Annotated in this window: 17 protein-coding genes; 13 read left to right on the top strand and 4 right to left on the bottom strand. The window is 48.1% G+C overall.

The annotated features are described in order from the left end of the window. Positions 1-227: 227 nt before the first annotated feature. Both B5M13_RS15965 and B5M13_RS15960 read left to right on the top strand, forming a co-directional pair. Entirely contained in the window at positions 228-2495 is a 2268-nt protein-coding gene (locus B5M13_RS15965; protein ID WP_080056619.1) for an aconitate hydratase, read from the top strand. 172 nt (positions 2496-2667) lie between these two features. Further along, on the top strand, positions 2668-3786 hold the full coding sequence (locus B5M13_RS15960; RefSeq protein WP_080056618.1) for an alpha-hydroxy acid oxidase: 1119 nt from the start codon (positions 2668-2670) through the stop codon (positions 3784-3786). A 3-nt stretch (positions 3787-3789) separates the two neighbouring features. Here B5M13_RS15960 and B5M13_RS15955 read toward each other — a convergent pair whose 3' ends face one another. Beyond that, the gene (locus tag B5M13_RS15955) at positions 3790-4326 is read right to left on the bottom strand and encodes a GNAT family N-acetyltransferase (RefSeq protein ID WP_080056617.1); all 537 of its coding nucleotides are present in this window, start codon (positions 4324-4326) and stop codon (positions 3790-3792) included. Positions 4327-4460: 134 nt separating this feature from the next. Between B5M13_RS15955 and B5M13_RS15950 the strand changes: the two genes are divergently transcribed. From B5M13_RS15950 to B5M13_RS15935, 4 genes are all read left to right on the top strand, one after another. Further along, positions 4461-4865 (top strand): hypothetical protein, encoded by a 405-nt coding sequence (locus tag B5M13_RS15950; RefSeq protein WP_080056616.1) that lies wholly within the window; start codon positions 4461-4463, stop codon positions 4863-4865. Between the two features lie 162 nt (positions 4866-5027). Next, positions 5028-6167, top strand: coding sequence for an efflux RND transporter periplasmic adaptor subunit (locus B5M13_RS15945; protein ID WP_080056615.1), 1140 nt, complete (start codon positions 5028-5030; stop codon positions 6165-6167). A gap of 12 nt (positions 6168-6179) precedes the next feature. Continuing rightward, positions 6180-9374, top strand: coding sequence for an efflux RND transporter permease subunit (locus tag B5M13_RS15940; RefSeq protein ID WP_080056614.1), 3195 nt, complete (start codon positions 6180-6182; stop codon positions 9372-9374). Beyond that, positions 9349-10818: a TolC family protein gene (locus B5M13_RS15935; RefSeq protein WP_080056613.1), complete on the top strand. Its 1470-nt coding sequence runs from the start codon at positions 9349-9351 to the stop codon at positions 10816-10818. The genes B5M13_RS15940 and B5M13_RS15935 overlap by 26 nt, the downstream gene beginning before the upstream one ends. Positions 10819-10900: 82 nt before the next feature. On the opposite strand, the gene B5M13_RS15930 is transcribed toward B5M13_RS15935, so the two are convergent. Together B5M13_RS15930 and B5M13_RS15925 are read right to left on the bottom strand one after the other, a co-directional pair. Beyond that, positions 10901-12403 (bottom strand): helix-turn-helix domain-containing protein, encoded by a 1503-nt coding sequence (locus tag B5M13_RS15930; protein WP_080056612.1) that lies wholly within the window; start codon positions 12401-12403, stop codon positions 10901-10903. A gap of 11 nt (positions 12404-12414) precedes the next feature. Further along, positions 12415-13527, bottom strand: a complete 1113-nt coding sequence (locus B5M13_RS15925) for an o-succinylbenzoate synthase (RefSeq protein ID WP_080056611.1) — start codon at positions 13525-13527, stop codon at positions 12415-12417. A gap of 83 nt (positions 13528-13610) precedes the next feature. Here B5M13_RS15925 and lpxK point away from each other — a divergent pair, with 83 nt between their 5' ends. From lpxK to B5M13_RS15905, 4 genes are all read left to right on the top strand, one after another. Beyond that, entirely contained in the window at positions 13611-14678 is a 1068-nt protein-coding gene (gene lpxK / locus B5M13_RS15920) for a tetraacyldisaccharide 4'-kinase (RefSeq protein ID WP_080056610.1), read from the top strand. 91 nt (positions 14679-14769) lie between these two features. After that, a complete protein-coding gene (locus tag B5M13_RS15915; protein ID WP_245860038.1) occupies positions 14770-16761 on the top strand; it encodes a putative porin in 1992 nt (663 codons plus the stop codon). A 114-nt stretch (positions 16762-16875) separates the two neighbouring features. Continuing rightward, complete coding sequence (locus B5M13_RS15910; protein ID WP_080056608.1) at positions 16876-18621, top strand: GMC family oxidoreductase; 1746 nt, start codon at positions 16876-16878, stop codon at positions 18619-18621. 40 nt (positions 18622-18661) lie between these two features. Next, positions 18662-19300, top strand: a complete 639-nt coding sequence (locus B5M13_RS15905; RefSeq protein ID WP_080056607.1) for a gluconate 2-dehydrogenase subunit 3 family protein — start codon at positions 18662-18664, stop codon at positions 19298-19300. A gap of 64 nt (positions 19301-19364) precedes the next feature. On the opposite strand, the gene B5M13_RS15900 is transcribed toward B5M13_RS15905, so the two are convergent. Then, positions 19365-19853, bottom strand: coding sequence for a hypothetical protein (locus tag B5M13_RS15900; RefSeq protein ID WP_080056606.1), 489 nt, complete (start codon positions 19851-19853; stop codon positions 19365-19367). A gap of 166 nt (positions 19854-20019) precedes the next feature. On the opposite strand from B5M13_RS15900, the gene B5M13_RS15895 reads away from it, so the two are divergent. The 3 genes from B5M13_RS15895 (at position 20020) to B5M13_RS15885 (ending at position 25601) form a co-directional block, all read left to right on the top strand. Next, entirely contained in the window at positions 20020-21726 is a 1707-nt protein-coding gene (locus B5M13_RS15895; RefSeq protein WP_080056605.1) for a CTP synthase, read from the top strand. 118 nt (positions 21727-21844) lie between these two features. Further along, positions 21845-23698, top strand: a complete 1854-nt coding sequence (gene yidC, locus B5M13_RS15890; protein WP_080056604.1) for a membrane protein insertase YidC — start codon at positions 21845-21847, stop codon at positions 23696-23698. 160 nt (positions 23699-23858) lie between these two features. Further along, positions 23859-25601, top strand: coding sequence for an ABC transporter substrate-binding protein (locus B5M13_RS15885; protein WP_245860036.1), 1743 nt, complete (start codon positions 23859-23861; stop codon positions 25599-25601). Positions 25602-25620 lie beyond the last annotated feature (19 nt).

Below are 25620 nucleotides of genomic sequence, written 5' to 3'. Positions count from 1 at the left end.
GAAAGTGGTTATTCGTTGGTGATGGTTCGGCGAAATAACGAGGGAAGGGCCAGAATTGATGAATTTTTAGAGCCTTCCTACCATCTTGTACGCGGTAATACAAAGTAATATTTCCAAAACGTGCCAGAATCTTCTAATTTTGGCACGCTAACCGGAATCCATTTTGTGAATTCGTTGGTTGTCTTTGTAGAACAGCTTTTATCAGTAACCTGTTATCCTCATTTGCTATGGCTTTTGATTTAGACATGATTCAGCGTGTGTATGCCAACCTTGGCGAACGCGTCGAAGCAGCCCGGCAGGCAGTGGGCAAACCGCTGACTCTGTCGGAAAAGATTTTATACAGTCACCTCTTTGCCGGTACGCCTACACAAGCGTACGAGCGGGGAAAAGCCTACGTGGATTTTGCGCCTGACCGCGTAGCCATGCAGGACGCAACGGCCCAGATGGCCTTGTTGCAGTTTATGCAGGCAGGTCGGCCGAAGGTAGCAGTTCCTTCTACGGTTCACTGCGATCACCTGATTCAGGCTGAAGTAGGAGCTGAGAAGGACCTTGATGTTGCCAAAAGCAAAAACAAAGAAGTATACGACTTCCTGTCGTCCATCTCGAACAAATACGGCATCGGTTTCTGGAAACCTGGTGCAGGTATTATTCACCAGGTTGTCATTGAAAACTACGCATTCCCCGGTGGCATGATGATCGGTACCGACTCGCACACGCCAAATGCGGGTGGTCTGGGCATGATCGCCATTGGTGTGGGGGGGGCTGATGCCTGTGACGTAATGGCGGGCCTGGCCTGGGAATTGAAAATGCCGAAACTGATCGGTGTTAAACTGACCGGTAAACTGAGTGGCTGGGCATCGGCTAAAGACGTTATTCTTCGGGTAGCCGGTATCCTGACCGTAAAAGGTGGTACAGGTTGCATTGTTGAATACTTTGGCGAAGGTGCAGAGAGCCTGTCGGCTACGGGTAAAGGGACCATCTGTAATATGGGTGCTGAAATCGGCGCTACCACCTCGATCTTTGCTTATGACGAGAAGATGGCTAACTATCTGAAAGCCACCAGCCGTGCCGAAATCGCTGAAGCTGCTGATGCCGTTAAACAACACCTGCGTTCGGATGATGAAGTGTATGCCGATCCGGCTACGTATTACGATCAACTGATCGAAATCAACCTATCGGAGCTGGAGCCCCATATCAACGGACCCTTTACGCCTGACCTGGCATGGCCGCTGTCGAACTTTGCCAAAGCGGTAAAAGAAAACAACTGGCCAGCTAAACTGGAAGTGGGTCTGATTGGTTCATGTACCAACTCCAGCTACGAAGACATGACCCGTTCGGCGTCGGTAGCTGCTCAGGCAACGGCCAAGAATCTGAAAACCAAAGCGGAGTTTACCGTTACACCCGGTTCTGAACTGGTGCGGTTCACTGCCGAACGCGATGGCCTGCTGAATACCTTTGAAGAAATTGGCGGTGTGGTCATGGCCAATGCCTGTGGACCTTGTATCGGGCAGTGGGCACGCCACATGGACGATCCGACCCGCAAAAACTCGATCATTACCTCATTTAACCGGAACTTCGCGAAACGGAACGACGGTAACGCAGGCACACACGCCTTTGTTGCCTCGCCTGAAATCGTGACAGCTTTCGCCATTGCTGGTGACCTGACGTTCAACCCGATGACCGATACGCTGACCAACGAAGCGGGCGAACAGGTGAAACTGGATGAACCTGCGGGTATCGAACAGCCTGTAAAAGGCTATGCTGTAGATGATGCTGGTTATCAGGCTCCGGCTGAAGATGGATCGAGTGTACAGGTTATTGTTAGCCCAACATCCGACCGTCTGCAACTGCTGGCTCCGTTCCCTGCCTGGGAAGGCACCGACATCAAAGGGCTGAAACTGCTGATCAAAGCAAAAGGCAAATGTACGACCGACCATATTTCGATGGCTGGTCCGTGGCTGAAATACCGGGGTCACCTCGACAACATCTCGAACAATATGTTGATCGGGGCCGTGAACTACTTCAACGAGAAGACGAACTCGGTCAAGAACCAGTTGACGGGTGAGTATGGTGAAGTTCCCGCCGTTCAACGGGCTTATAAAGCAGCTGGTATCGGGTCGATTGTCGTTGGCGATGAAAATTATGGTGAAGGATCGTCACGCGAACATGCGGCTATGGAGCCACGCTTCCTGGGCGTTCGGGCTATTCTGGTCCGTTCGTTTGCCCGGATTCATGAAACGAACCTGAAAAAGCAGGGTATGCTGGCGCTTACTTTCGCGAATCCTGCCGACTACGACAAAATTCAGGAAGATGATGTGATTGACATTGAGGGGTTGACCGAGTTTGCACCAGGTCGCCCACTCGAAATCATATTGCATCATGCAGATGGCACAACCGACGAGTTTGCGGTAAACCATACGTATAATGAAGGACAAATCGAGTGGTTTAAGGCAGGTGCTGCCCTGAATATCATTCGGATGAAGCAAAACGCGTAATAATGACGCGGGTTTCCAACCGTCCAGCTGCCTTTAGGCAGCTGGACGGTTTTTTTATGCGCAGAAAATCTGTTTTGCGCATATATCTTAGAATTTAAGCTGTATAGGCTTTGGATATGAAAGAGATTCAAAGCATGAGTTTCTGCGTCAGTGAAAAACCGGAAGTACATCAATGAATAACCTGGCAAGTGACCCGAATCTGCCTTCTGATCATCAGTCCTCAACATTCAGTATGTCCACTGATTTCCCGATTAGTGAAATCGTTGATTTGTCGGGTATGGTCAATCTCTTCGATTTTGAAAAAAAAGCTGAAGAGAAAATGAGCCGGTTGGCGTATGAATATGTAGCTAGTGGCGCTGCTGATGAATTAACGCTTCGCTGGAATCGACAAGCGTTTGATACCCTTAAGCTCAATCCGACGGGACTGCCCCACATTGTTCAGCCCGATACTCGGATCATGTTATTTGGACAAGAACTCGCTTATCCTATTCTGATAGCGCCTACGGCTTACCACCGGATTATGCACCCCGAAGGCGAACTGGCTACTGCACGGGGGGCTGCTATGGCGGCTGCTACGTATGTTGTTAGTTCGTTTACAACCACTCCACTTGAAGCCATTGCTGAAGTGGCTACACAGCCTTTATGGTTTCAACTGTATGTTCGTGACGATCGGGAGTTTACGAAAGATCTTGTACAAAAAGCCGAAGCTTTGGGGTGCCAGGCACTTTGTGTGACGGTAGATACTCCCGTTGGTGGAGTCCGTAATCGTGAGCAACGAATCAACTTTGGTTTACCGCCTGGTATTCAGGCACCCTATATGCTTGCGCCGGGCCCGCAGAAAAACCCCCTGACCTGGAACGATATTACCTGGTTGGCATCGGTGGTGAACATTCCGGTGGTAGCGAAAGGAATCTTAAATGCAGAGGATGCCGAACGGGCCATTGAGGCCGGGGTTGCGGGTATTGTGGTGTCGAATCATGGTGGCCGGAATCTGGATACGGTGCCCGCTACGATCGAAGTACTGCCCTCGGTTACTGAGCGCGTTGCCGGACGAGTTCCCATCATGCTCGATGGAGGCATACGCAGAGGAACCGATGTTCTCAAAGCCATTGCCCTGGGAGCAAGTGCTGTACTGGTAGGGAAACCCGTTTGTTATGGTTTAGCCTGTGGCGGGGCAGATGGCGTCGCCAAAGTGATGTCAGTTCTAAGGGAAGAACTGGAAATGGCTATGATTCTGACAGGAAGAGGGACTATTGCCCAAATTGATCGCTCGGTCTTGTGGAATTGGTAATATTCAGTTAGCGTCATAAAATCGTTCATAAACCCGCTCTTTTATTAGTTGGCTAAGCCGCTCGTATGTTGCCGAATCTGGAATGGCTGGAATGGACATTAGCCGCATGGGGACTGGAGCTTTGTCGGGTTGATAAGGGGGTTGAATATAGTCGAAAGGATTCAACGTAAACCCTTGCCGTTCGTAAAATCGAATGCGTCTGTACCCTGTTTCATCATCAGGGCGTTCTACTTCCAGCAGACAATATTGAAAAGACAGTTCGAGCAACTGAGCCAGCGCCTGTTGCCCAAACTGTTTGCCGCGCTCATGAGGATCAATGGCAAAATGCTCCACAAAAATAGCCTCATCCCATTGCCAATAGAGCATAAACCCAACTAAGCTACTGTCATTGACCAGGGCGCACAGATGCATATCTGGGTAGGCGAGAAGGGCAGTTAATTCGGCAAAATCGCGTCGTTCGTCGATGGGAAAGGCTTCTTCATACCAGGTCTGGATTGGAATGAGGTAGGCATGATGGGACGTAATAGGTAAAAAGAGCATAATCGAATTAAAGTATTTTAATCTAAATTTAATCTATCAGGGATTCCATTATCTTTATCCAAGTTTCGTAACTATCTGATAAAAAAATAGTTGAGTTTCTTGTTTAGCCGAATTACATTTGGTTCATAAACGATATGAAGAAACGATACTATAACTTTTTGGGATACCGGCTGCTTTGCCTACTGATCGCGTTGACAGTGCTTAATGTAAGCATCGACGTTCAGGATACGCTTTTGCGATCGAGGCAGTTCACAGTCGACCATAAAGATATGTCGGTTAATCAAATCGAAAGTATCGGTGAGTTCATACTGGAAGAATGTCTGGGATCACAGGATGCAATTCCTGAACATGACGATCCTGATGATGATTCGGAACTGACTGAGTTCGAACCAGACTACGACTTTGCCCCATTCTTTGTTTTCGCGCCTAAACAATTACCTGTTCAGTACCTGCTGTCGGGCAATATAGCGTTTCGGCCAGAGTTTGTTTCCACGTGTGTGCTGGAAATTCATGCTCCGCCCCCACAGCCTGTAGCCTAAACTCCGCAACCAGTTGTGTGCTGGTTACTACAAAAGAATATTAACTGGCTTACCGTCAGTTAGTCACTTTGCACCCATTTTTTAACACATTATCAGGATAATCGTTTTCCAGGCCATTGGCACATGCCGTTGGCTGGAATCACTATATAGCTCTATGAAGCCATGACAAAGGGAATTCAATTAACCACCCTATTAATGAGTATATACCTGGCTGGCTGTGCAGGTCAGGACTCACAAACCGGGCAAACCGAAAAGCTAACGTTACCCGTTGTCCAACTAGCCCGGCAGTCGACCACGCTCCAGCGGGATTATGTAACCACCCTCGAAGCTGTTCGAAATGTCGAAATACGCGCCAGGGTATCAGGTTTTCTTGAAAAAATCTATGTGGATGAGGGCCAATCGGTTCATCAGGGGCAGTTGCTGTTTAGTCTAAATGCTGCCGAATATAAAGTTGGCCTGGATAAAGCAAAGGCCTCGCTGAAAAGTGCGGAAGCCAGTGCCAAAACGGCCGAAGTAGAAGTGACTCGGGTTAAGCTATTGGTTGATAAAAAAATCGTTTCGCCTTCTGAGCTGGATCTGGCCAAAGCCAAACTCGACGTAGCAAAGGCGCAGATTGAAGAGGCCCAGTCGGCCCTGTCGACAGCCTCCTTGCGGTTAGCTCATGCCAGCATACGGGCTCCCTTCGATGGGGTAATCAACCGCATTCCGTTCAAAATAGGTAGTCTGATCGAGGAAGGGGCTCTGCTGACCACCGTTTCTGACATCCGGGAAGTGTTTGCCTATTTTGATGTATCGGAAAAAGAATACCTGGGCTTTCTGAAAAAGCACCGTGAACTGACTGGGAAAAATGGACAGGAGGTCGAGATGATGCTGGCCGATGAAACCCCATACCCACATAAGGGGCGAATTGAGACCATGGAAAGCATTTTCGAAGAAGAATCGGGAACCATTGCGTTCCGGGCCCGATTTCCTAATCCGCAAAAGCTGCTCAAGCATGGATCGTCCGGCAAAATCCGACTCCCCAATATTGTCGGAGACGCCTTGTTAGTACCACAAAAAGCCGTATTCGAAGTGCAGGATAAGAACTTCGTGTATGTGGTGGATAAAACAAATAAAGTGAAATCAAGGAGTTTCGTGCCCCAGGCACGGGTCGGATTGAACTACATCGTTCGATCTGGTCTGGCACCCGGAGAACGTGTTGTGTATGAGGGGATTCAGAATATTCGCGATGGTGATCAGATCATCCCGGAAGCTGTAGAAGCCGATAGCTCAGCAGCCCCAAACACACTTGCTCAACAATGATATAGACACGCCATGTTTGATTTATTTATAAAACGCCCTCTACTGTCGGCGGTAATTTCGGTATTGATCACTTTGCTGGGCGTATTGGCTTTGCTAGAGCTGCCGGTTACGCAGTTCCCGGATATTGTGCCGCCTTCGGTTACTGTAACCGCCAAATACACTGGAGCCAATGCCGAGGTAGCTACCAAAGCGGTAGCCATGCCTCTTGAACGGGCGATCAACGGCGTGCCCGGCATGGTGTATATGAACTCTGTATCGGGAAATGACGGGAGTACCATTATTCAGGTCTTCTTCAAGGTAGGTACCGACCCTGATCTGGCGGCTATGGGTGTTCAGAACCGCGTCACGACTGTGCTGGATGAATTACCCGAAGAAGTTATCAAGGCCGGGGTTTCGACCGAAAAAGAGGTGAACAGTATGTTGCTGTACCTCAATATCTTCAGCGAAGATCCAACGGTCGATGAAAAGTTCATCTACAATTTTGCCGACATCAATGTACTGGCCGAACTGAAGCGGATAGACGGTGTTGGGTTTGTCGATATTATGGGCTCGCGGGAGTATTCGATGCGCGTATGGCTCCGACCCGACCGAATGACGGCCTACAGCATTTCGCCCGATGAGGTGATAACGGCCATTCGACAGCAAAACGTTGAGGCTGCACCGGGTAAAGCCGGTGAAAGTGCCGATCGGGCTCCGCAAATGCTCCAGTATGTACTGCGCTACAGCGGTAAGTTCTTCGATCCGAAACAATACGAAAATCTCGTTTTGCGGGCCGAACATGACGGTCAGATTCTGCGGCTAAAAGATGTGGCTGACATCGAATTCGGTTCCTTGGATTACGACATGCTTTCGAAAACAGATGGTCGCCCGTCAGCTTCGATTATGATCAAGCAACGGCCAGGCTCGAATGCCCGTGAGGTGATCAACAACATCAAAACACGCATGGCTGAGTTAAAGGAAACAAGTTTTTCGTCGGGCATGACGTATAACTTTGCATACGACGTATCGCGGTTTCTGGATGCGTCGATTCATGAAGTAATCCGTACACTGATTGAGGCCTTTATATTGGTGTTTCTGGTTGTGTTCCTGTTTTTGCAGGACTGGCGGTCGACGCTGATCTGCGCGTTGGCCGTGCCGGTGGCTTTGATAGGATCGTTTGCGTTTATGAGCAGCATCGGGTTTTCCATCAATCTGCTTACGCTGTTTGCCTTGGTACTGGCTATCGGAATTGTGGTCGATAATGCCATTGTGGTGGTTGAGGCTGTCCATGCCAAAATGAGTGATGATCATTTGGGGCCGCGCGAGGCCACGTTTGCCGCCATGAAGGAAATTAGCGGGGCGTTGGTAGCCATTACACTGGTCATGTCGGCGGTTTTTATTCCAGTGGCCTTTATGTCGGGTCCAGTTGGTATTTTCTACCGGCAGTTTTCGTTGACGCTGGCTATTGCCATTGTGATTTCCGGCGTCAACGCTGTCACGCTGACGCCCGCTTTGTGCGCGTTGCTGCTTCGTTCATCGCATAACCATACCCCTACGGGTGTGCTGGGGCGCTTTTTTGCCTGGTTCAATCGTGGTTTTGAAGCGATGACCGGACGCTATCAACGCGTGCTGAAGCGGGTAGCCAGCCGAGGGATGATAACGGTGGGTATGCTGGTCCTGTTTGCTGGGGGAACCTGGGGGATAAGCTCGATTTTGCCAGCCGGCTTTATTCCCACCGAAGATCAGGGTATGATTTATATCAACGTAACCACACCCGTTGGCGCTACCCTTAAACGTACGGAAGCGGTGCTGGATAAAATCCAGGAGATAGCGTCAAAAATGGACGCTGTTGACAATGTATCGACGCTGGCGGGGTATAGCCTGATGACCGATGGGGTAGGGGCTTCGTATGGTATGGGTATGATTAACCTCAAAGACTGGGGGAGTCGCAAGCAGTCGCTCGAAGAAGTGATTACGGAGTTGGAAGCGAAAACAAAGCGGGTACAGGATGCTAGTATTCAGTTCTTTCCACCGCCAACCGTTCCTGGATTCGGTAATTCGAGCGGTTTTGAACTGCGAATGCTGGATCGGACGGGAACGGGCGATTTGCAAAAGACCAAAAAAGTAGCTGATGCTTTTGTTCAATCCTTAAAAAAGCGACCCGAAATCGGGAATGCCTTTACGAGTTTCGACCCTAGCTTTCCCCAATATCTGTTGCAGATCGATCAGGACAAAGCAGCCCAGAAAGGCGTTTCGATTGATAATGCCATGAGTACCCTCCAAACCCTGCTGGGTAGCTACTATGCGTCTAATTTCATTCGGTTTGGGCAGATGTATAAAGTAATGGTACAGGCCTCGCCCGAATACCGAGCCAAACCAGAGGATGTGCTGAACCTGCGGGTGAAGAACAGTATAGGCGAAATGGTGCCTTATTCTAATTTTGTTCGACTCGAACGGGTGTACGGTCCAGAACAGATTACGCGCTATAATATGTATATGTCGGCCCTGCTCAATGGCGATGCCGCACCGGGTTATAGTAGTGGCGATGCCTTGCGGGCGGTTCAGGAAGTAGCCGATAAGGAACTACCACGTGGCTACTCTTTCGCCTGGTCGGGTATGTCGCGCGAAGAAGTTTTGTCGGGCGATCAGGCCATTTTTATTTTCATGATCTGCCTGGTCTTTGTTTATCTGTTACTGGTAGCCCAGTATGAGAGCCTGTTCTTGCCTTTATCGGTTTTATTATCGCTTCCAGCGGGCATATTCGGGTCGTTTTTGTGCCTGCAACTAGCTGGTTTGCAGAATAATATCTATGCGCAGGTATCACTGGTGATGTTGATAGGGTTGCTGGGTAAAAACGCCATCCTGATTGTTGAATTTGCCAACCAACGACAACGGGAAGGGCTACCGATTCTTAGTGCAGCCATCGAGGGGGCCGTTACCCGACTTCGCCCGATTCTGATGACCTCTCTGGCGTTTATCGCCGGGCTAATTCCGCTTTGTATCGCATCGGGTGCTGGCGCATTGGGCAACCGCTCCATCGGGACCGCAGCCGCTGGCGGTATGGCTATCGGGACCGTATTCGGACTTATACTCGTACCCGGTCTGTACGTATTGTTTGCCACGATTGCCCAGAAATTTGGAACGGCACAATCAACGAATGAGAGGATCAAACCTACCGTCAAACCCACAAAAACGAATTCGAATGGGGCCGTTCTTCAAGAGTCATAATACCACCTGTTACCTTGTAAGTTTGGTTCTGGCCGGTTACCTGAGCGGTTGTAAAATAGTGCATAACCCCGCACCGATACCACGCGTATCGGTGCCACAAGCTTATAGTGAAGGCAGCATTAACACTCAGGTGGATTCGACAAACATGGGCGAACGAACTCCACAGGAACTGTTTACCGATCCTAATTTAGTCGCCTTGATCGATACGGCCCTGTCCCGTAACCTTGATCTGAAAATTGCCCGTCAACGCATCGAAGCTGCTCAGGCTACGTATCGGGTAAGTCAGGGGGCCTTAATGCCCCGAGTCGATGCCGTGGCTACGGCATCGGTCGATCGGTACGGACGGTACACACTCAACGGGGTTGGTAATTACGATACCAATTTATCGGGCAATGTAAGCGGCTCCAGTTTGATTCCGAACCCAACACCCGATTATTTTGTGGGCCTCCGCAGTTCCTGGGAGGTTGATCTTTGGGGAAAACTGCGTAACCGACGACGGGCAGCCTACACGCGTATACTGGCGTCGGAAGAGGGAAGAAACCTGATCGTGACTAGCCTGATAGCCGATGTAGCCCGATTGTATTACACACTATTAGCCCTGGATGCCGAGCTGGAAATCATTGGCGATAATGTTGAATTACAACAGAAAGCCGTTGAACTAGTCGAAGTTCAAAAAGCAGCCGGTCGAGTGACAGAGTTGGCCGTCCAGCAGTTCAAAGCCCAGTTGCTCAATACAAAGGCGCTGGAAGGTCGGGTATTGCAGGATATTGTCGAAACCGAAAATCAATTGAACAGGCTATTGGGCAGATATCCTCAGCCAATAACTCGGGGCGCGTCTATTGAAAAACAATCAGTGCCTACAGCAATTACTGCTGGAATACCGGCCCAGTTGATCCGTCGACGGCCTGATATTCGTCAGGCCGAACGCGAACTTGAAGCGGCAAATGTCGATGTGGCCGTGGCGCAGGCCGAGTTTTTACCGTCGTTCAATCTGACGCCTTATCTTGGGTTCAATGCCTTTCGCCCAGGAGTTCTACTAAATCCACAATCGCTGGCTTTGGGAATATTTGGCGGATTGGCGGTGCCTGTTCTGAACCGTAGGCAATTGCAGGGTAACTTAGCACTGACGACAGCCCAGGGCCGGGAGGCTTATCTGGCTTACCAACGGACAATTATCAACGGCGTATCAGAAGTAGTAACGGGCCTGAAAGGGCTGGAAAACTACCGGAACGTTGCCAGTCTACAACGTCAGGAAGTGGCCGTATTGCGTCAGGCGACGGCTACCTCCAACGAACTGTTCGCGAATGGGTACGCGACCTACCTTGAAGTTATTACGGCTCAGCGAAACGTCTTTGAAGCACAACTAGCCCTCGTCACAACCAAACGGGCTCAGTTTCTGGCATTAGTCGATTTGTATCGTGCGTTAGGCGGAGGAACGAAATGAGACGTATGATGTAGGAGGTATGATATAGGATGTATAATGTATGGCCGGAAATACATCATACATCCTATATCATACATAGGCTCTATCCCAGTTTTTCCATGGCTTTTTTGGTGGCTTCAAACAGCCGTTTTTTCTGAAGAACGGTTGGGGCAGAAACCCGTTCCCGACAGTCGAAAATACCGCACCGCTCACAGGTTTGGTTCACCACTCGAAATGGAATATTCTCAAGCGCTTTAATGTCGTTGGGAGGAGCCAGAAATTTCATCTTGCTTTTCAGCGTATCATTGACAGCAAAACACATCGACACGCTCATATTCTGCTGAAATTGAGGCTGAACCGGATGGGCTACCGAAATGATGAGGTACTGTAGGCCTGAATCTGCGTAGTCAGAAAGTTGTGCGCGGCAAAGGGCTCCATCGTACGTTTTATGTTGCTGCAAAAACTGAAGCTCCTGAAGAATTGTCCAGGCAATCCAACGGCGACAGAAATGTTCATCCATGATACTGCGAGGCCCCTGCTGACGTGAAAGATGCATTTCTTTAGTCAGTTGAAAGGTAGTCTGACCGGGGGTATGGTTGAACCGATAGAAAAAGAGCTGATCGATGCCGAAGTAGCTAGGCAAGACGTTACTAAGCCGGTAGAAAAACCGCTCGGGTGTTGAGCCAAAATGAGTAATGAGCTGAAGAAAATCGTCGTTGCTCCAGGTTTCCTGAGCAAACAACGTTCTTAGTCTGGTTACCAGCTCATCCCGCCTGATTAAGATAGCCCCGGCAAAATAAGATGCCTTGTAGTTATTTAGGATTTGCTCAAATGACTCTGCTTCAACCCAGGAATAGGTATAGGGCCGATTTTTTAGGTTCAAATACTGAAAACCAACTTCCCTCGCCAGAATAAAAAGCCGTTGTTCGATCGACAGGCCCGCATTGAGATATAAGGTAGCTTGCTCAGAACGAAAAACGGAGCGAAGGGAAACCAGTTCGGGTTGGATAAGTGGGTCAAATTGCTCGAGTCGAATCTCATACCGGGTTTTCAATAGGTTCGTGAGCAAGGTTTCATCGACCGATTGATGGGGCAGCGGAGCAAATTCAGCCAGAAATCGGTCGGCATCGGCTTCAATCTCAGGAAAGTAATTGTCGTGCATTTCCTGGTATGATCGGAGCATCGTCAGGTACAGCCGTTCCACGCTCATGTTATAGCTCAGGGCTATATCCATAAACGTACGGATCATGGCACTTACTTTGGCTGGAGCCTCGGCCAGGAGTTCAAGTAAATCGGATGGGTCAATGCCAAAGAGTTCAAGTGGAATTTCAGTCAGGAATTTTGACCGCAATAACTCAGAGATGGGTTCGAGTTTTTTGCTGAGCTTGAGCGAAACCAGCGAATCGTAGTCGATGTGCATGGCTTCGGCAAGCGCCGAAATCTTATCAGCTTTGGGGTACTTACGGCCCTTTTCGATTTCAGTAACGTAAGAAATAGATAGGCCGGATAGGTGCGCCAGTTCGCTGACCGACAGCCCTTTGTCGAGTCTTAATTGGCGTAGTTTCAGGCCAAAAAGCAAGCGGATATGATCAGCAGGCAGATTCAATGCAAAATAGTTTAAGTCAAAACAGACCCTGAAGAATCAACCGATAAAGGGGCCAGATTCCAGCTACGTGTCGGGTCATACTGCAAATAACCATGGTCGACAACTAAGGGACTATCAACGTTATTGTGGTACAATTGGCCAGTGCCTAGTCCCTGTGGCAGCAAATGCTTAAACTGGGCAGTATACTGGGCAATGGCGTTCAGACCGATATTTGATTCCAGCGCTGAGGTAACCCACCAGCCAATATTGAGTCGTCCAGCCAGTTCGATCCATTCATCACAGTGACGTAGTCCACCTAATAACGTTGGTTTGAGTACAATATACTGCGGCTGAATCTTTTTTAAAAGCCTGAACTTATGCACGTATTCCATATGGCCGATTAATTCTTCATCCAGGGCAATCGGTATGGGCGTAGTGCGGCAAAGATCAGTTAAGGCCTCTGGCTGGCCAGCACGAATCGGTTGTTCGATCGAATGCAATTGATAGAGGGCTAAACGCTCGAGTTTATGCATCGCTTCGTCGGGATGGAAGGCCCCGTTTGCATCTACCCGTAACGTAATCTGGTCCGCCGTAAAGCGCTCACGAATCATGGCTAGCAGGTCGCATTCCTGATCAAAATCGAGCGCACCAATTTTAAGTTTAAGCGTTGTATAGCCTGCCTGAAGCTTCTCCTCAATCTGTTGCCGCATAAAGGCCGGACTACCCATCCAGATGAGACCGTTGATTGGTAACGTTCGCTGACCAGTTGTAAAATCTGACCCAAGAATCATGCGTTGCCCACCCGACAGAAAATCGAGCATGGCCGTTTCAAAACCAAACAGAATGCTGGGAAACTGAGGGCTTATTATCTGATTCAGAACAATGGGAACGTTCCAACTGAACAACTGTAGGTCTAATTCGTTGAAATCCTGGCAATACTGACGCAATTGTTCCGTAAAGTCGGGTCGGTCGTCGTAACTCAAACCAGGCAAAGGACCACATTCACCGTATCCCAGAATACCAGGATTCTCATCGTCGAAAAGCCGAATTATATACGATGTTTTCTTCGTCAGAGTACCGCGCGAGGTACCTGCTTCGAAGCGAAAATGCAGCGTATAAGGTAGGAAGTCAGCTTTTAAACTCATTGTGAGGGTGGTGAGGAGGGAAAAACCCAGCCCTAAAAATACTACTTTTGACTGCTCAAACGGGCAAACAGACGAAAATATTAATGAAACGGTTTATTGCTAAAAGTATATTCCTGCCGCTCAGTATACTCTATGGATTAATCATAGATTTTCGTAATTGGCTCTTTGATAACCAATTATTGCCATCTGTACGCCCATCCGTATACTCCATCAGTGTAGGTAATTTAACCGTCGGAGGGACTGGAAAAACACCAATGGTTGAATTTTTGATTAAACGGTATTGGTCAAGTGTATATATGACCAATGCATCAATAGCTACCCTAAGCCGGGGGTATGGACGAAAGACCAGAGGCTTTCGAGTTGCTACAGTAGATGATACAGCAGCAACCATTGGTGACGAGCCTTTGCAGATTCATCGAAAGTTTGGTAAGCAGGTTCGCGTGTGTGTGGGCGAACGACGGGTTGAGGCTATCCGGTTGTTATTGACGCATCATCCCGAAACGGCTCTAGTGGTGCTTGACGATGCCTTTCAACATCGGGCCGTTCACCCGCATTTGGCTATTTTGCTGATGGATTATAAAAGACCCTTCTATGACGATTACCCATTTCCGGCAGGTCGGCTCCGCGAACGGCGAAAAGGTGCCCATCGGGCCGATGTTATCGTCGTAACCAAATGCCCGATGAACCTTTGGGAAGCTGAGCAGCAACGCATCATAAGCCGAATCAGGCCGTATACTGGGTCCGAAACGCCCATATTTTTTGCCGGACTTCAGTATGGACAACCTGTGTCGTTTGCCACCCATCAACCCGTAGCTGATCTGAAAAATGTAGTGCTAGTATCTGGATTGGCAAATGCTGACCCGTTGGAAAATTACGTCAGGCAAGCCTATGGGATGCAAAAGCATGTGCGCTTTGCCGACCATTATGCTTACACGCGTGCTGATCTTGAATCGATTTTGACGAATCGGCCAGACGGTTCGGTGGTTTTAACTACTGAAAAGGATTGGGTAAAGCTTGACGACTTACTGACAGCAGAGGAACGGTCGACATGGCCATTGTATTACCTTCCTGTCGCGATTCAGTTTTTAGCCGAACAGGAGTCCGCATTTTTAGCTTTTTTAACTACCCATAAGCAATTGACCAAGGCTTAAAAATCGTTAAGTAAATCCCATTAATTGCACCCATCGGTCGTTTTGCCTTACTTTTGGGATAATGAATCGGAGTGTTGTTATTTTATGTGTCATGCTCGCCCTGACAATCAACGGCTGGGCTCAGCAGTTTCCTGGTGGTGTTCCGTCCGGATTTGGTGGACGTCAGGCTATGCCTTCGTCCACTACAGGTGTAAATAATAGTGGAATAGATGACTCGACAAAAGTTATCTATGGTCCCAAATCGACGCGTTTCGTATTGGAAGATGATATTCTGAATAACCGCCGAAAACTATACACCCTGGATACCACCATGGATGAGAGCCATCGGTTCACCTATGTTCAGCGGAGCCAGAATCTCTATCAGGATCTGGGAACGTTGGGAACGCCAATCCGGTCGGTTTTTATTCAGGCTCCGCAACAGTTAGGTACTCAATCGGGCTATTATGTATTTAATCCGTATGCGTTTCAAACGTTGGGAGTCAAATACTTCGATACAAAATCGCCTTTTACCGATATGTATCTGGCGTTGGGTGGTAATAACCAGAATATTCTGCGGTTCGACATGGCTCAAAACGTTACCCAGCGTTGGAACGTCGGCTTTAATCTTCAGCGATTTACGTCTCAAAAACAGTTTGGTACCAGTGGTAATAATGACCCATTTAAGCTATTGGCCCAGAACTGGGGTTTTTTACTGCATACCAACTATCGTTCTAAAAACGACAAATACACCCTGTTGGCCCATTTCAACAACATGAATCATAGCCTCGATGAGCAGGGAGGAGTATTGCCTGGGTTAACAGCGAGCAACGAACCTATTATTTATAATTATACGGGAGACTCCCGTTTACGTAGTGGGAGCTCATCGACGCAGGGGCCACATGGCTGGGAAATTCGTAACGATTGGCATGTGTATCATCAATACGTTCTGGATAAAGGGTTTCAGCTCTATCATCGCTTTGATTACCAGACCCAGAAAAATTTCTATCAGGACGATACACTTAAACTAAATCGATATATTCTGTCGCCTATCCTGCCCGCGAATATGGATACGCTCACATTTTATCCGTCTCTGACGAGCGATAGTTCCCGTATCTTCCAGCGCAGTCGGTTCCGGTTGCTGGAGAATCAGTTTGGAATCAAAGGAGTTGCGCAGTACAAAGGGGCTTCGTTCAATTATCGGGCATACCTGCGAATTCGTAACTATCGGCAGCTTACGTATTATAATACCTCCCGATCCAATTTTAACGAGTATGAAACCCCGCGGACCGAAACATTTGTCGGTGGATGGGCTGGCTATTATTTCCCCGATAGTTTATCACGTATAACAGCAGAAGCCGAATTTGGCGCTAATACCAAGGGAAATGTCACGTACCGGATTCAGGGGCAGTTTGAAAGTAAGTGGCTGACGGCTGGCTATTCGACCATTACTACGAACCCAACTCTGTTGCAGGAGCGGTTTCAAAGCATTGTTTTTTCGTGGCAAAATAATTTTAGCTTGCCCAGTTACAACCATGCATATGGGAAATTCAACATTCGATACAAGCAGCTTCGGATTCAGCCCAGCTTAGATTACTATCTGCTCAAGGATTATATTTATTTTAACGAAAAGGCCGTACCTGCGCAGGAGAAATCGGCTATTCACATTGTGCAGCCTGGATTTGGGTATCATTTACAATTCGGCAAATTGCTGATAGCTGGCCAGGCGTATTATACGGTGAAAGAAGGCCCCGATGTGATTCGGATGCCTCCGTTTTTTATCAATACCCGTTTGCAGTACGAATTTCTCTACGCGAAGGTGCTGTATATTCAGACGGGTATTGATCTGCACTATAAATCACCATACTATGCCGATGCATATATGCCCGTGGCGCAACAATTCTACTTACAGAACCGCACCCAGGTTGAGGGGTATGTATTGGCCGACGTATATGCTAATTTGCGTGTAAACCGGACTCGTCTGTTCATCAAACTGACACATGCCAACCAGGGCGTGTTGCAGGGAGCCGGTTATTTTGTAGCCCCCGATTTCCTACAGATGCGACGTGGGTTTGCCTTTGGTGTGGATTGGTATTTATTTGATTAGGCTAAAAAGAGGCACTTCATGTCGTGTGAAGACAGGTAATTTTGTGCCAATTTTGCTTTTAGAAGTATAAACTATCAATTTGCTCAACAAAATTGATAAAACATTAAATTTTGCATGGATTCATTTCAGATTAAGAAAGCGCCTACTCAGTATGATGTCGCTATTGTTGGCTCAGGAGCGGGTGGGGGTATGGCGGCTTACACCCTGGCAAAAGCCGGAGCAAAAGTCGTATTGTTGGAAGCCGGTGGTTATTTTGATCCGGCCGATCCGAAATACATTACTCAACTGAAATGGCCTTGGGAGTCGCCCCGTCGTGGAGCCAGTACGACTCGTGCATTCGGTGATTTCGATGCCGCCTGGGGAGGCTGGGAAATTGAAGGAGAGCCGTATACCAATGTTAGAGGATCTAACTTCCAATGGTTCCGTTCCCGCATGCTGGGTGGGCGTACCAATCACTGGGGACGTATATCGCTCCGGTTCGGACCTGACGACTTTCGTCGTAAGAGTTTGACGGGCGTGGGTGTAGACTGGCCTATTGGTTATGACGATATCAAGCCATTCTACGACCGCGTAGACCGTTTGATCGGTGTCTTTGGCTCGATTGAAAATATGGCAACCGAACCAGACGGTATTTTTCTGCCGCCACCAAAGCCACGACTGCATGAATTGATGATTCGCAAAGGTGCTCGGAGTATTGGTATCCCGGTAATCCCTTCCCGCTTGTCGATTCTGACCAAACCCATTAACAACGAGCGCGGCCAATGTTTCTATTGTAGCCAATGTGGGCGTGCCTGCCAGGCCTACGCAGATTTCTCCTCGTCGTCGGTGTTAGTGAAACCTGCTCTGAAAACAGGAAATGTGACCCTCATAAATGGGGCTATGGTTCGCGAAGTATTGACCGATCCGGCTACTGGGCTGGCTACAGGCGTTAGTTACGTTGATACACTGAGCCTGCAGGAAGTTACGATAAAGGCTAAAACCGTAGTGTTGGCTGCCAGCGCTGGCGAAACAGCCCGTTTGCTGCTAAACTCCAAATCGAGCCGTTTCTCAAACGGCCTTGCGAATAGCAGTGGCGTTGTTGGAAAATATATCAACGATTCAACGGGAGCATCGCGGTCGGCATTTGTGCCAGCCCTGATGGACCGGAAACGCTATAATGAAGATGGCGTCGGCGGTATGCACGTCTTTACACCCTGGTGGCTTGATAACAAAAAATTAGATTTCCCGCGTGGGTATCACATCGAATATTGGGGGGGTATGGGTATGCCTGCCTACGGATTCGGCTGGGGGGTCGAAGAGTTGAACGGAATGATTCCCGGTCGCGACGGTAAAATGAAACCGGGTGGTGGCTATGGTAAAGCCCTTAAAGATGATTATCGTCGGTTCTACGGAGCGTATGTAGGTATGGCCGGTCGGGGAGAACCCGTACCCCTTGAAAGCAACTACTGCGAAATCGACCCGAACGTAGTCGATAAGTATGGTATCCCCGTGCTTCGTTTCAACTATAAGTGGTCTGACTATGAGATCAAGCAGGCAAAGCATATGCAGGATACGTTTGAGGAAATTATTCACTCTATGGGTGGCATTGCACTCGGCGAAAAGCCCAATGCGTCAAACAACTATGGGCTGGCTGCTCCCGGATTAATTATCCACGAAGTAGGAACCGCTCGTATGGGAAGTGATCCTAAAACGTCCGCCCTGAACAAATACCAGCAGGCTCACGATGTGAAAAACCTGTTTGTGGTCGATGCGGCAGCTTTCCCATCACAAGGTGATAAAAACGTGACCTGGACCATTTTGGCCAGTTCCATGCGTACCAGTGAATACTTGATCGATCAGGTTAAACAAAAAAACATCTAAACCCAGGTGTAACTCAGCGATACACCAAGCCATACGAACTATGAAACGCAGAGATTCATTAAAAGCTCTTTCTCTAACCAGTTTTGGACTGGCTGTTAACCCGGTTGAGGCTGCTGTACCAGCACCACCAGACCCTAAACCGTTAAAAATTCCGGGAGGGCGTCAGAAGTTTGAAGCCGAGCGTGACGCGAAGCTGATGGCTGAGAAATTTTTTACACCGCATGAGTTACAAACGGTTACGGTGTTGTCCGACATCATTATTCCGGCCGATGAACATTCGGGGAGTGCCTCCCAGGCAGGAGTACCGGCTTTCATTGAATTTATGATGAAAGACCAGCCCCGAAACCAGACGCCCATGCGTGGAGGCATTAAGTGGCTCGATAATACGTGTGTAAAACGGTATGGTAAACCTTTTGTACAGTGTACCAAAGCGCAGCAAATCGAACTCGTCGATCAGATAGCTTACCCTTCGAAAGTGAAGCCTGAGTTGTCGCAGGGCGCTTCGTTCTTCTCGATGATGCGCAACATGACCGCTTCTGGCTTTTATACTAGCCAGATGGGTATCAAAGACATCGGTTATGTGGGTAACGTACCTAACCAGTGGGATGGCGTGCCGGCTGATGTGCTCAAGCAATATGGCCTTGCATATGAAGAGCGTGAACTAAAGCAGGATAAATAATACCAGCTTTCTATAAAGAAAAGCGCAGGGAAACCTCTGCGCTTTTTTGTTTTTTATTGTGGGTTTATCGAAGCTCGTTTAGGCTCCAGTTGAGCCCAGCGAAGAGTGCTTCTTTGCCAATTAACCATTCGATTTCAGTACTGTGTTTAAAATCTATTGCGGTTTCAATGATTGCTTGATCCAGGCAGGATTTGTTAATTCCCCAGCCTTGAAGTTTGTCTGTATAAACGGATCTAATTTTAAATCCTCTTTTCACTCTCTCAACCAATAGACCACCTATATATTGATCAGATAGATCAAAAATTATGAATGTTTCCTGCCCCTTTTGAATAGCTTTGATTCTATTAATCCAATAAGTAATCAGTTGAGTCGCTTCATATTTCGAATAGGCTCTATCTTCATCCGTGAGGTTTGGAGATTCATTCTGATCTAACTCTAGAAAGTCAGACAGAAAATAGCTATCAGCTACCAGTAAATGACCTGGCATGACATCAATCTTTAGAAATAAGTCACGATGACCGCTGCCAAGTTTGTCTATAAATAATCGTAACATTTATACAATAATGGGTAAATGATTTACAAAAATTAAATTTATAAAATAGGTTGTTGATGCCCAACCGCTTACCTAAAATCTACCAACTTTTCATCCTTCCTTTTTTCCATTCGTCCTTTTTTTGCCGTACTTTTACATCCCGTAACGACCAAAACACGTTAAAGACATGGCGGCTACGGGACCCAAATCCGCAAAATACATCTTTGTTACGGGCGGGGTAACTTCATCACTCGGCAAAGGTATCATTGCCTCTTCACTGGCCAAACTACTTCAGTCTCGGGGACTTACGGTAACAATCCAGAAATTCGATCCGTATATCAATATTGACCCTGGTACACTCAATCCGTACGAACATGGCGAGTGTTATGTAACCGACGATGGCGCCGAAACCGACCTCGATTTAGGTCATTACGAGCGTTTCCTGAATCGGCCCACATCACAGGCTAACAACATCACCACCGGGCGTATTTACAACAACGTCATCACACGTGAGCGCCGGGGTGATTTTCTTGGGAAAACGGTTCAGGTAGTTCCTCACATAACCGACGAGATAAAACGGAATATCCGACTGCTGGGCGAAACGGGCGAGTATGATATTGTGATTACCGAAATTGGTGGCTGCGTGGGTGATATTGAATCGCTGCCGTTTGTGGAAGCCGTTCGGCAGTTGAAGTTTGAACTGGGCGAGCACGACACCCTCGTGATTCACCTTACGCTGGTGCCTTATCTTCAATCGGCCGGGGAATTGAAAACCAAGCCAACCCAGCACTCCGTGCGGATGTTGCTCGAAAACGGGGTTCAGCCGGATATTATCGTTTGTCGGACGGAACATCCATTGCCGCAGGATATTCGCCGGAAAATAGCCCTGTTCTGTAATGTGCAGGTCAGTTCGGTCATCGAAGCCATCGATGCAGAGACCATTTACGACGTACCACTCCTTATGCAGAAAGAGCGGCTCGATCAGCGGGCGCTTTACATGATGGACCTCTACAACGATAAAGATGCCGATCTGGACGCCTGGAAAAGCTTCCTGGCGCGACTTAAAAATCCGGGAGATAACATACGGATTGGCCTGGTTGGTAAATATGTTGAGCTACACGATGCTTATAAGTCGATAGCCGAGTCATTCATTCATGCCGGAGCGGCCAACGAATGTAAGGTGCAGTTGGAATGGATACAGTCTGAAACATTGGTGGACGAACATCATTGTGCCGATGTGCTCAGCCAACTGGATGCGGTATTGGTAGCGCCTGGTTTTGGTGAACGGGGAATTGAAGGGAAAATTAATGCTGTCCGCTATGTTCGTGAGCATGGAATTCCGTTCCTGGGTATTTGCTTAGGGATGCAGATGGCCGTCATTGAATACGCCCGCCACGTAATGGGAATTGCGGATGCTCACTCGACGGAAATGGAGCCTGATACGGCCAATCCGGTCATCAGCATGATGGAGGCCCAGAAGAACATTACGGATAAAGGGGGAACGATGCGCCTGGGTGCTTACACTTGCAAGCTTAAACGGGATTCACTGGCATATCAGATTTACGGAAAAACACAGATTAGTGAACGCCATCGGCATCGATACGAATTCAACAACGATTATCTGGACGCTTTTGAAAAAGCAGGTCTGTTACCAACAGGTATTAATCCGGAAACCGGCCTGGTCGAGATTGTTGAGTTGTCGCAAAATAAACACCCCTGGTTTGTTGGCGTTCAGTTTCATCCTGAACTGAAAAGTACCGTTATGAACCCGCATCCGCTTTTTGTCAGGTTTGTTAAGGCTGCGCTGGCTTACAGTCAACAGAAAAAGGCTGCTCCGCCTACTTCATCCGACATTGCAGCCGCCCGTGTAGAAACTGCCGACGTGGTTGATTAACCGCCCAGATTACTGTAATTTTGCGGAAAAATAGTTTTCAATTTTCGCTTTTCAGTTTCCTGTTCGGATGCCCGGCTTTTAACTGAAAACTGAAAACTGAAAACTGAAAACACAAATAATGGATCGTAATCAACTCATTGGCATTGTCCTGATTCTGGCGATGCTGGTCGGCTACCAGCTTTTGGTGCCGAAACCCGCTCCCGAAAAGGAACCGGCTCAAAAAATACAAACCACGAAACCGAAGTCGGCTTCCAGTGCCGAAGCAGCTATTAATAAAGCAGAACAACCGCTCGATTCGGCCGCTGCCAAAGCTCAATTTGGTGATTTTGCCGCCGTTGCTACCGGAGAAGCGCGTGATATTACCGTTGAAAATAAAGACCTCAAAGTCACCTTCAGTACTTGGGGTGGCCGGGTAAAAGAAGTGGTTTTGAAAAACTACAAAACCTTCGACCAGAAGCCGCTTGTCCTGATCGATGAGAAAAGTAGTAAAACCCTCCTGGAACTGCCTACGCAGCAGGGTAAGGTTAACCTGCATCAGTTGTATTACCAGACATCTACGTCAAATGGTCAGGTAAGTGGACAGAACCAGCAAATTGTTTTTCGTGCCGAAGTCGCACCGGGGCAATCAATAGAGCAGGTATATACCATTCCATCCGAAGGCTATGTGATCGACTATGATCTGAAATTAAATGGGCTGACCAGCACGGTTGGCAATGGCGATATCCGGTTCTTCTGGGAAGATAAGATGCGTCAGTACGAAAACGATCTGGCGAACAACCGCCGAGCAGCTACGATCAACTACCTGACCGCCGATGAAAACTTCGAAAATCTGGCCGAAGGCGAAAGCAATCAGGAAGCTACCCTCGAAGAACCCGTTCAGTGGTTTACCATCAAGCACAAATACTTTCTGTCGGGCTTCATCGATAAGAACGCTCCCATGACCAAAGCCAGCTTCAAAACGCTGGTTGACCCCACTGACAGTAGTGTTGTGAAAACGGCTATTGCTGATGTTATGCTGCCCATAGCGGATGTGAAGGCGGGAAAAGGGCAATACAAATTCTACTATGGCCCGAATAAGTTTCAGCTACTGGGCAGTATAGCCCCAGAATTTGATCGGAACGTATATTTAGGTTACTCAATTCTGAAACCGATCAACAAGTACTTCTTTGTACCTGTATTCAACTTCTTGGAGAAATTTATTGCCAACTATGGTCTATTGATTGTAGCCCTGGTGGTCTTTGTGAAATTGCTTCTAACACCGTTAACTTATAAGTCATATGTGAGTATGGCGAAAATGCGGGTGTTAGCGCCAGAGATCAATGAGATCAAAGAGCGTGTGGGCGATGACATGGCCAAGCAGCAATCTGAGCAGATGAAGTTATATCAGGAAGTAGGCGTAAGCCCGCTGAGTGGCTGCGTACCCGTGCTGGCTACTATGCCAATCCTGTTTGCGCTGTTCATGCTTTTCCCAAACCTGATTGAGCTTCGGCAAAAGGCATTTCTCTGGTCTAGTGACCTTTCGACCTACGATGCCTTTCTGAAGTTTCCAACACTGCCGTTTATTGGTAGCCATCTGAGCTTGTTTACGGTGCTGATGACGGCTTCTTCCATTGCGTACGCATATTACAACAACCAGACTACGCCAACGCAGCCGGGACCTGTGAATATGAAAGCCCTGAGCTACATATTCCCGCTCATGTTTATGTTCGTGCTGAATTCCTATCCTGCAGGGTTAACGTTCTACTATTTCGTTTCAAACATTGTGACGATTACCCAGCAGCAACTTATCCGACGGTTTGTCGATGAAGATAAGATTAAAGCGGTGCTGGATGAAAATCGTCGGAAGAACGCTTCGGGTCAGGGTAAGAAACCCGGTGGGTTCCAGGCATTGCTACAAAAGCAATTGGCGGCAGCCGAAGAGGCTCGTAAACAAGCCGAAGAGGCACAACGAAAAGCGAGGTCTAAAAAATAAGTAGCAAAAGAGCCACCATTAGTTAAAAAAAGTATTGACTAATGGCCGCACTCTGACGACTTTTGATAACAAAAGCAACGCCATCGCGTTGCTTTTGTGCATTAACCTAAAAGACATGACCCATAAATTGTGTTTGGTTAACTATATATTGGTTAGCTTGATGGTACTCCTTACCCAGCTACCGACGCAGGCTCAGGTATCGCCAGAAGCGCAGAGACGGTACAGTAATGCTGTTAAAAAAGTATTGGCTGGGGATTATGATCGGGCAAAAATAGAACTGAACGGGCTTATTCAGCAGCGGGGGGGATTGGCACCGTATGCCAGCTACTACTACGCATTGGCAGCTTATCGGCAGAAAAATTTCACCCAGTCTCGTTTAGCGCTCCAACAATTAATGGACCTCTTTCCCAACTGGCGAAAGATGAGTGAAGCCAATTACCTGTTAGCGGCAGTTTCGATGGAAACGGGCGAGTATGAAGATGCATTGACGGCTATCCAGCAGATCAATGATCCGGCTTTACGTACTGATGTGACGAAACTGGAGCAAGCTTTCATCCCAAAGGTCACTGACTTAAAACGTCTGAAGGAACTTAACAAAGCTTTTCCAAATAATCGAACAGTTGGTTTAGCATTGATTGACCTGATTCAGCGTACTGCCAGTGATAAGGACGATCTAGAGCTTTCTGACCGGCTAACCAATCGATTTGGCGTTCCAGGCGTGGGGAGTTCGCAACCTGTCATAACGCCATCCACAACAGGCACAATGACCGCTGGTCGTTCAACCTTGCCTACCCGCACTAATCGAGCGAAAGGGTATTATAATATTGCGGTAATGTTCCCGTTTCGGTTAGATGAATTTAATTCAGAAAAGCGCATTCGGGCCAATCAATACGTTTACGATCTCTACGACGGGATCAAAATGGCGAAAACCAAGCTTCAGGAAGAAGGAATTACGGTCAATCTGTTCGCTTATGATGTCGACAATGATGCCAATAAAGCACTTGAACTGGTCAATAGCCCAGCCTTTGCCCAAACAGATCTGATTATTGGCCCACTCTATATCGAACCGAATCGGATTGCATCAGCCTATGCGAACCAAAGTAATATTGTGCTGCTGAACCCGATTGCAACCAGTAGCGATTTAGTTACCAACCAGCCTCTCTCATTTCTGGCGCAACCCTCACTCAACCAGCAGGCGAGAAAGCTGGCTGATCATGCTCGAAGCCTGAATAGTGGTCGCCGGGTGGCGGTTTATTTTGGGGCATCGAGGAGAGACTCGCTGCTAGCAATGGCCTATGTAAATGAGTTGAAGCAGCAAAACTATCAACTCGTGGATGTTCGGAAACTAAGTGGTAGTGTACAGGCAATGGCTGATGCGATGCAATTGACTGGTAACACCAGTGCCAGCGTCAGCTCGTCCCGTCCGGTATCGACAACCCAGCCCATTCCGATGGGGCACGTATTCTTTGCCAGCAGTAACGACGAAGAAGGGGCTCGAATACTAGATGCGCTTAACCGGCGTCATGTGATCGGACCACTTCTGGCTACGGCTTCCGCTTTTGATTTTTATCGTATACCCGCATCGACTTTTGCCCGGCGGGAAGTTTATCTGCTTTACCCTGATTATATTGATGCCACACGCGAACCTGTGGTTAGTTTTCAGGAACAGTATGTAGCTAAGCGGAATACCATTCCATCAATCTTTGCCAGTGAAGGTTACGATATGATGTTATTCTTTGGGCGGCAGCTAGCTCGCAACACCCTTCTGTCGCGCAACCGGAGTATGTTGCGATCCGATACGGACGACTATATTCTTTCCGGATTTGACTATACACAAGCCAATGAAAACCAGGTCGTTCCCATCGTAAAATTTGAAGATGGGAAGCTGGTCAAAATTAATTAGTGAATGATTGAGTAATAGA

The sequence above is a fragment of the Spirosoma aerolatum genome (genome assembly GCF_002056795.1).
Classification (GTDB): Bacteria; Bacteroidota; Bacteroidia; order Cytophagales; family Spirosomataceae; genus Spirosoma; species Spirosoma aerolatum.
Note: the sequence above shows the minus strand (reverse complement) of the source record. Positions and strands in the feature narration are given on the sequence as shown.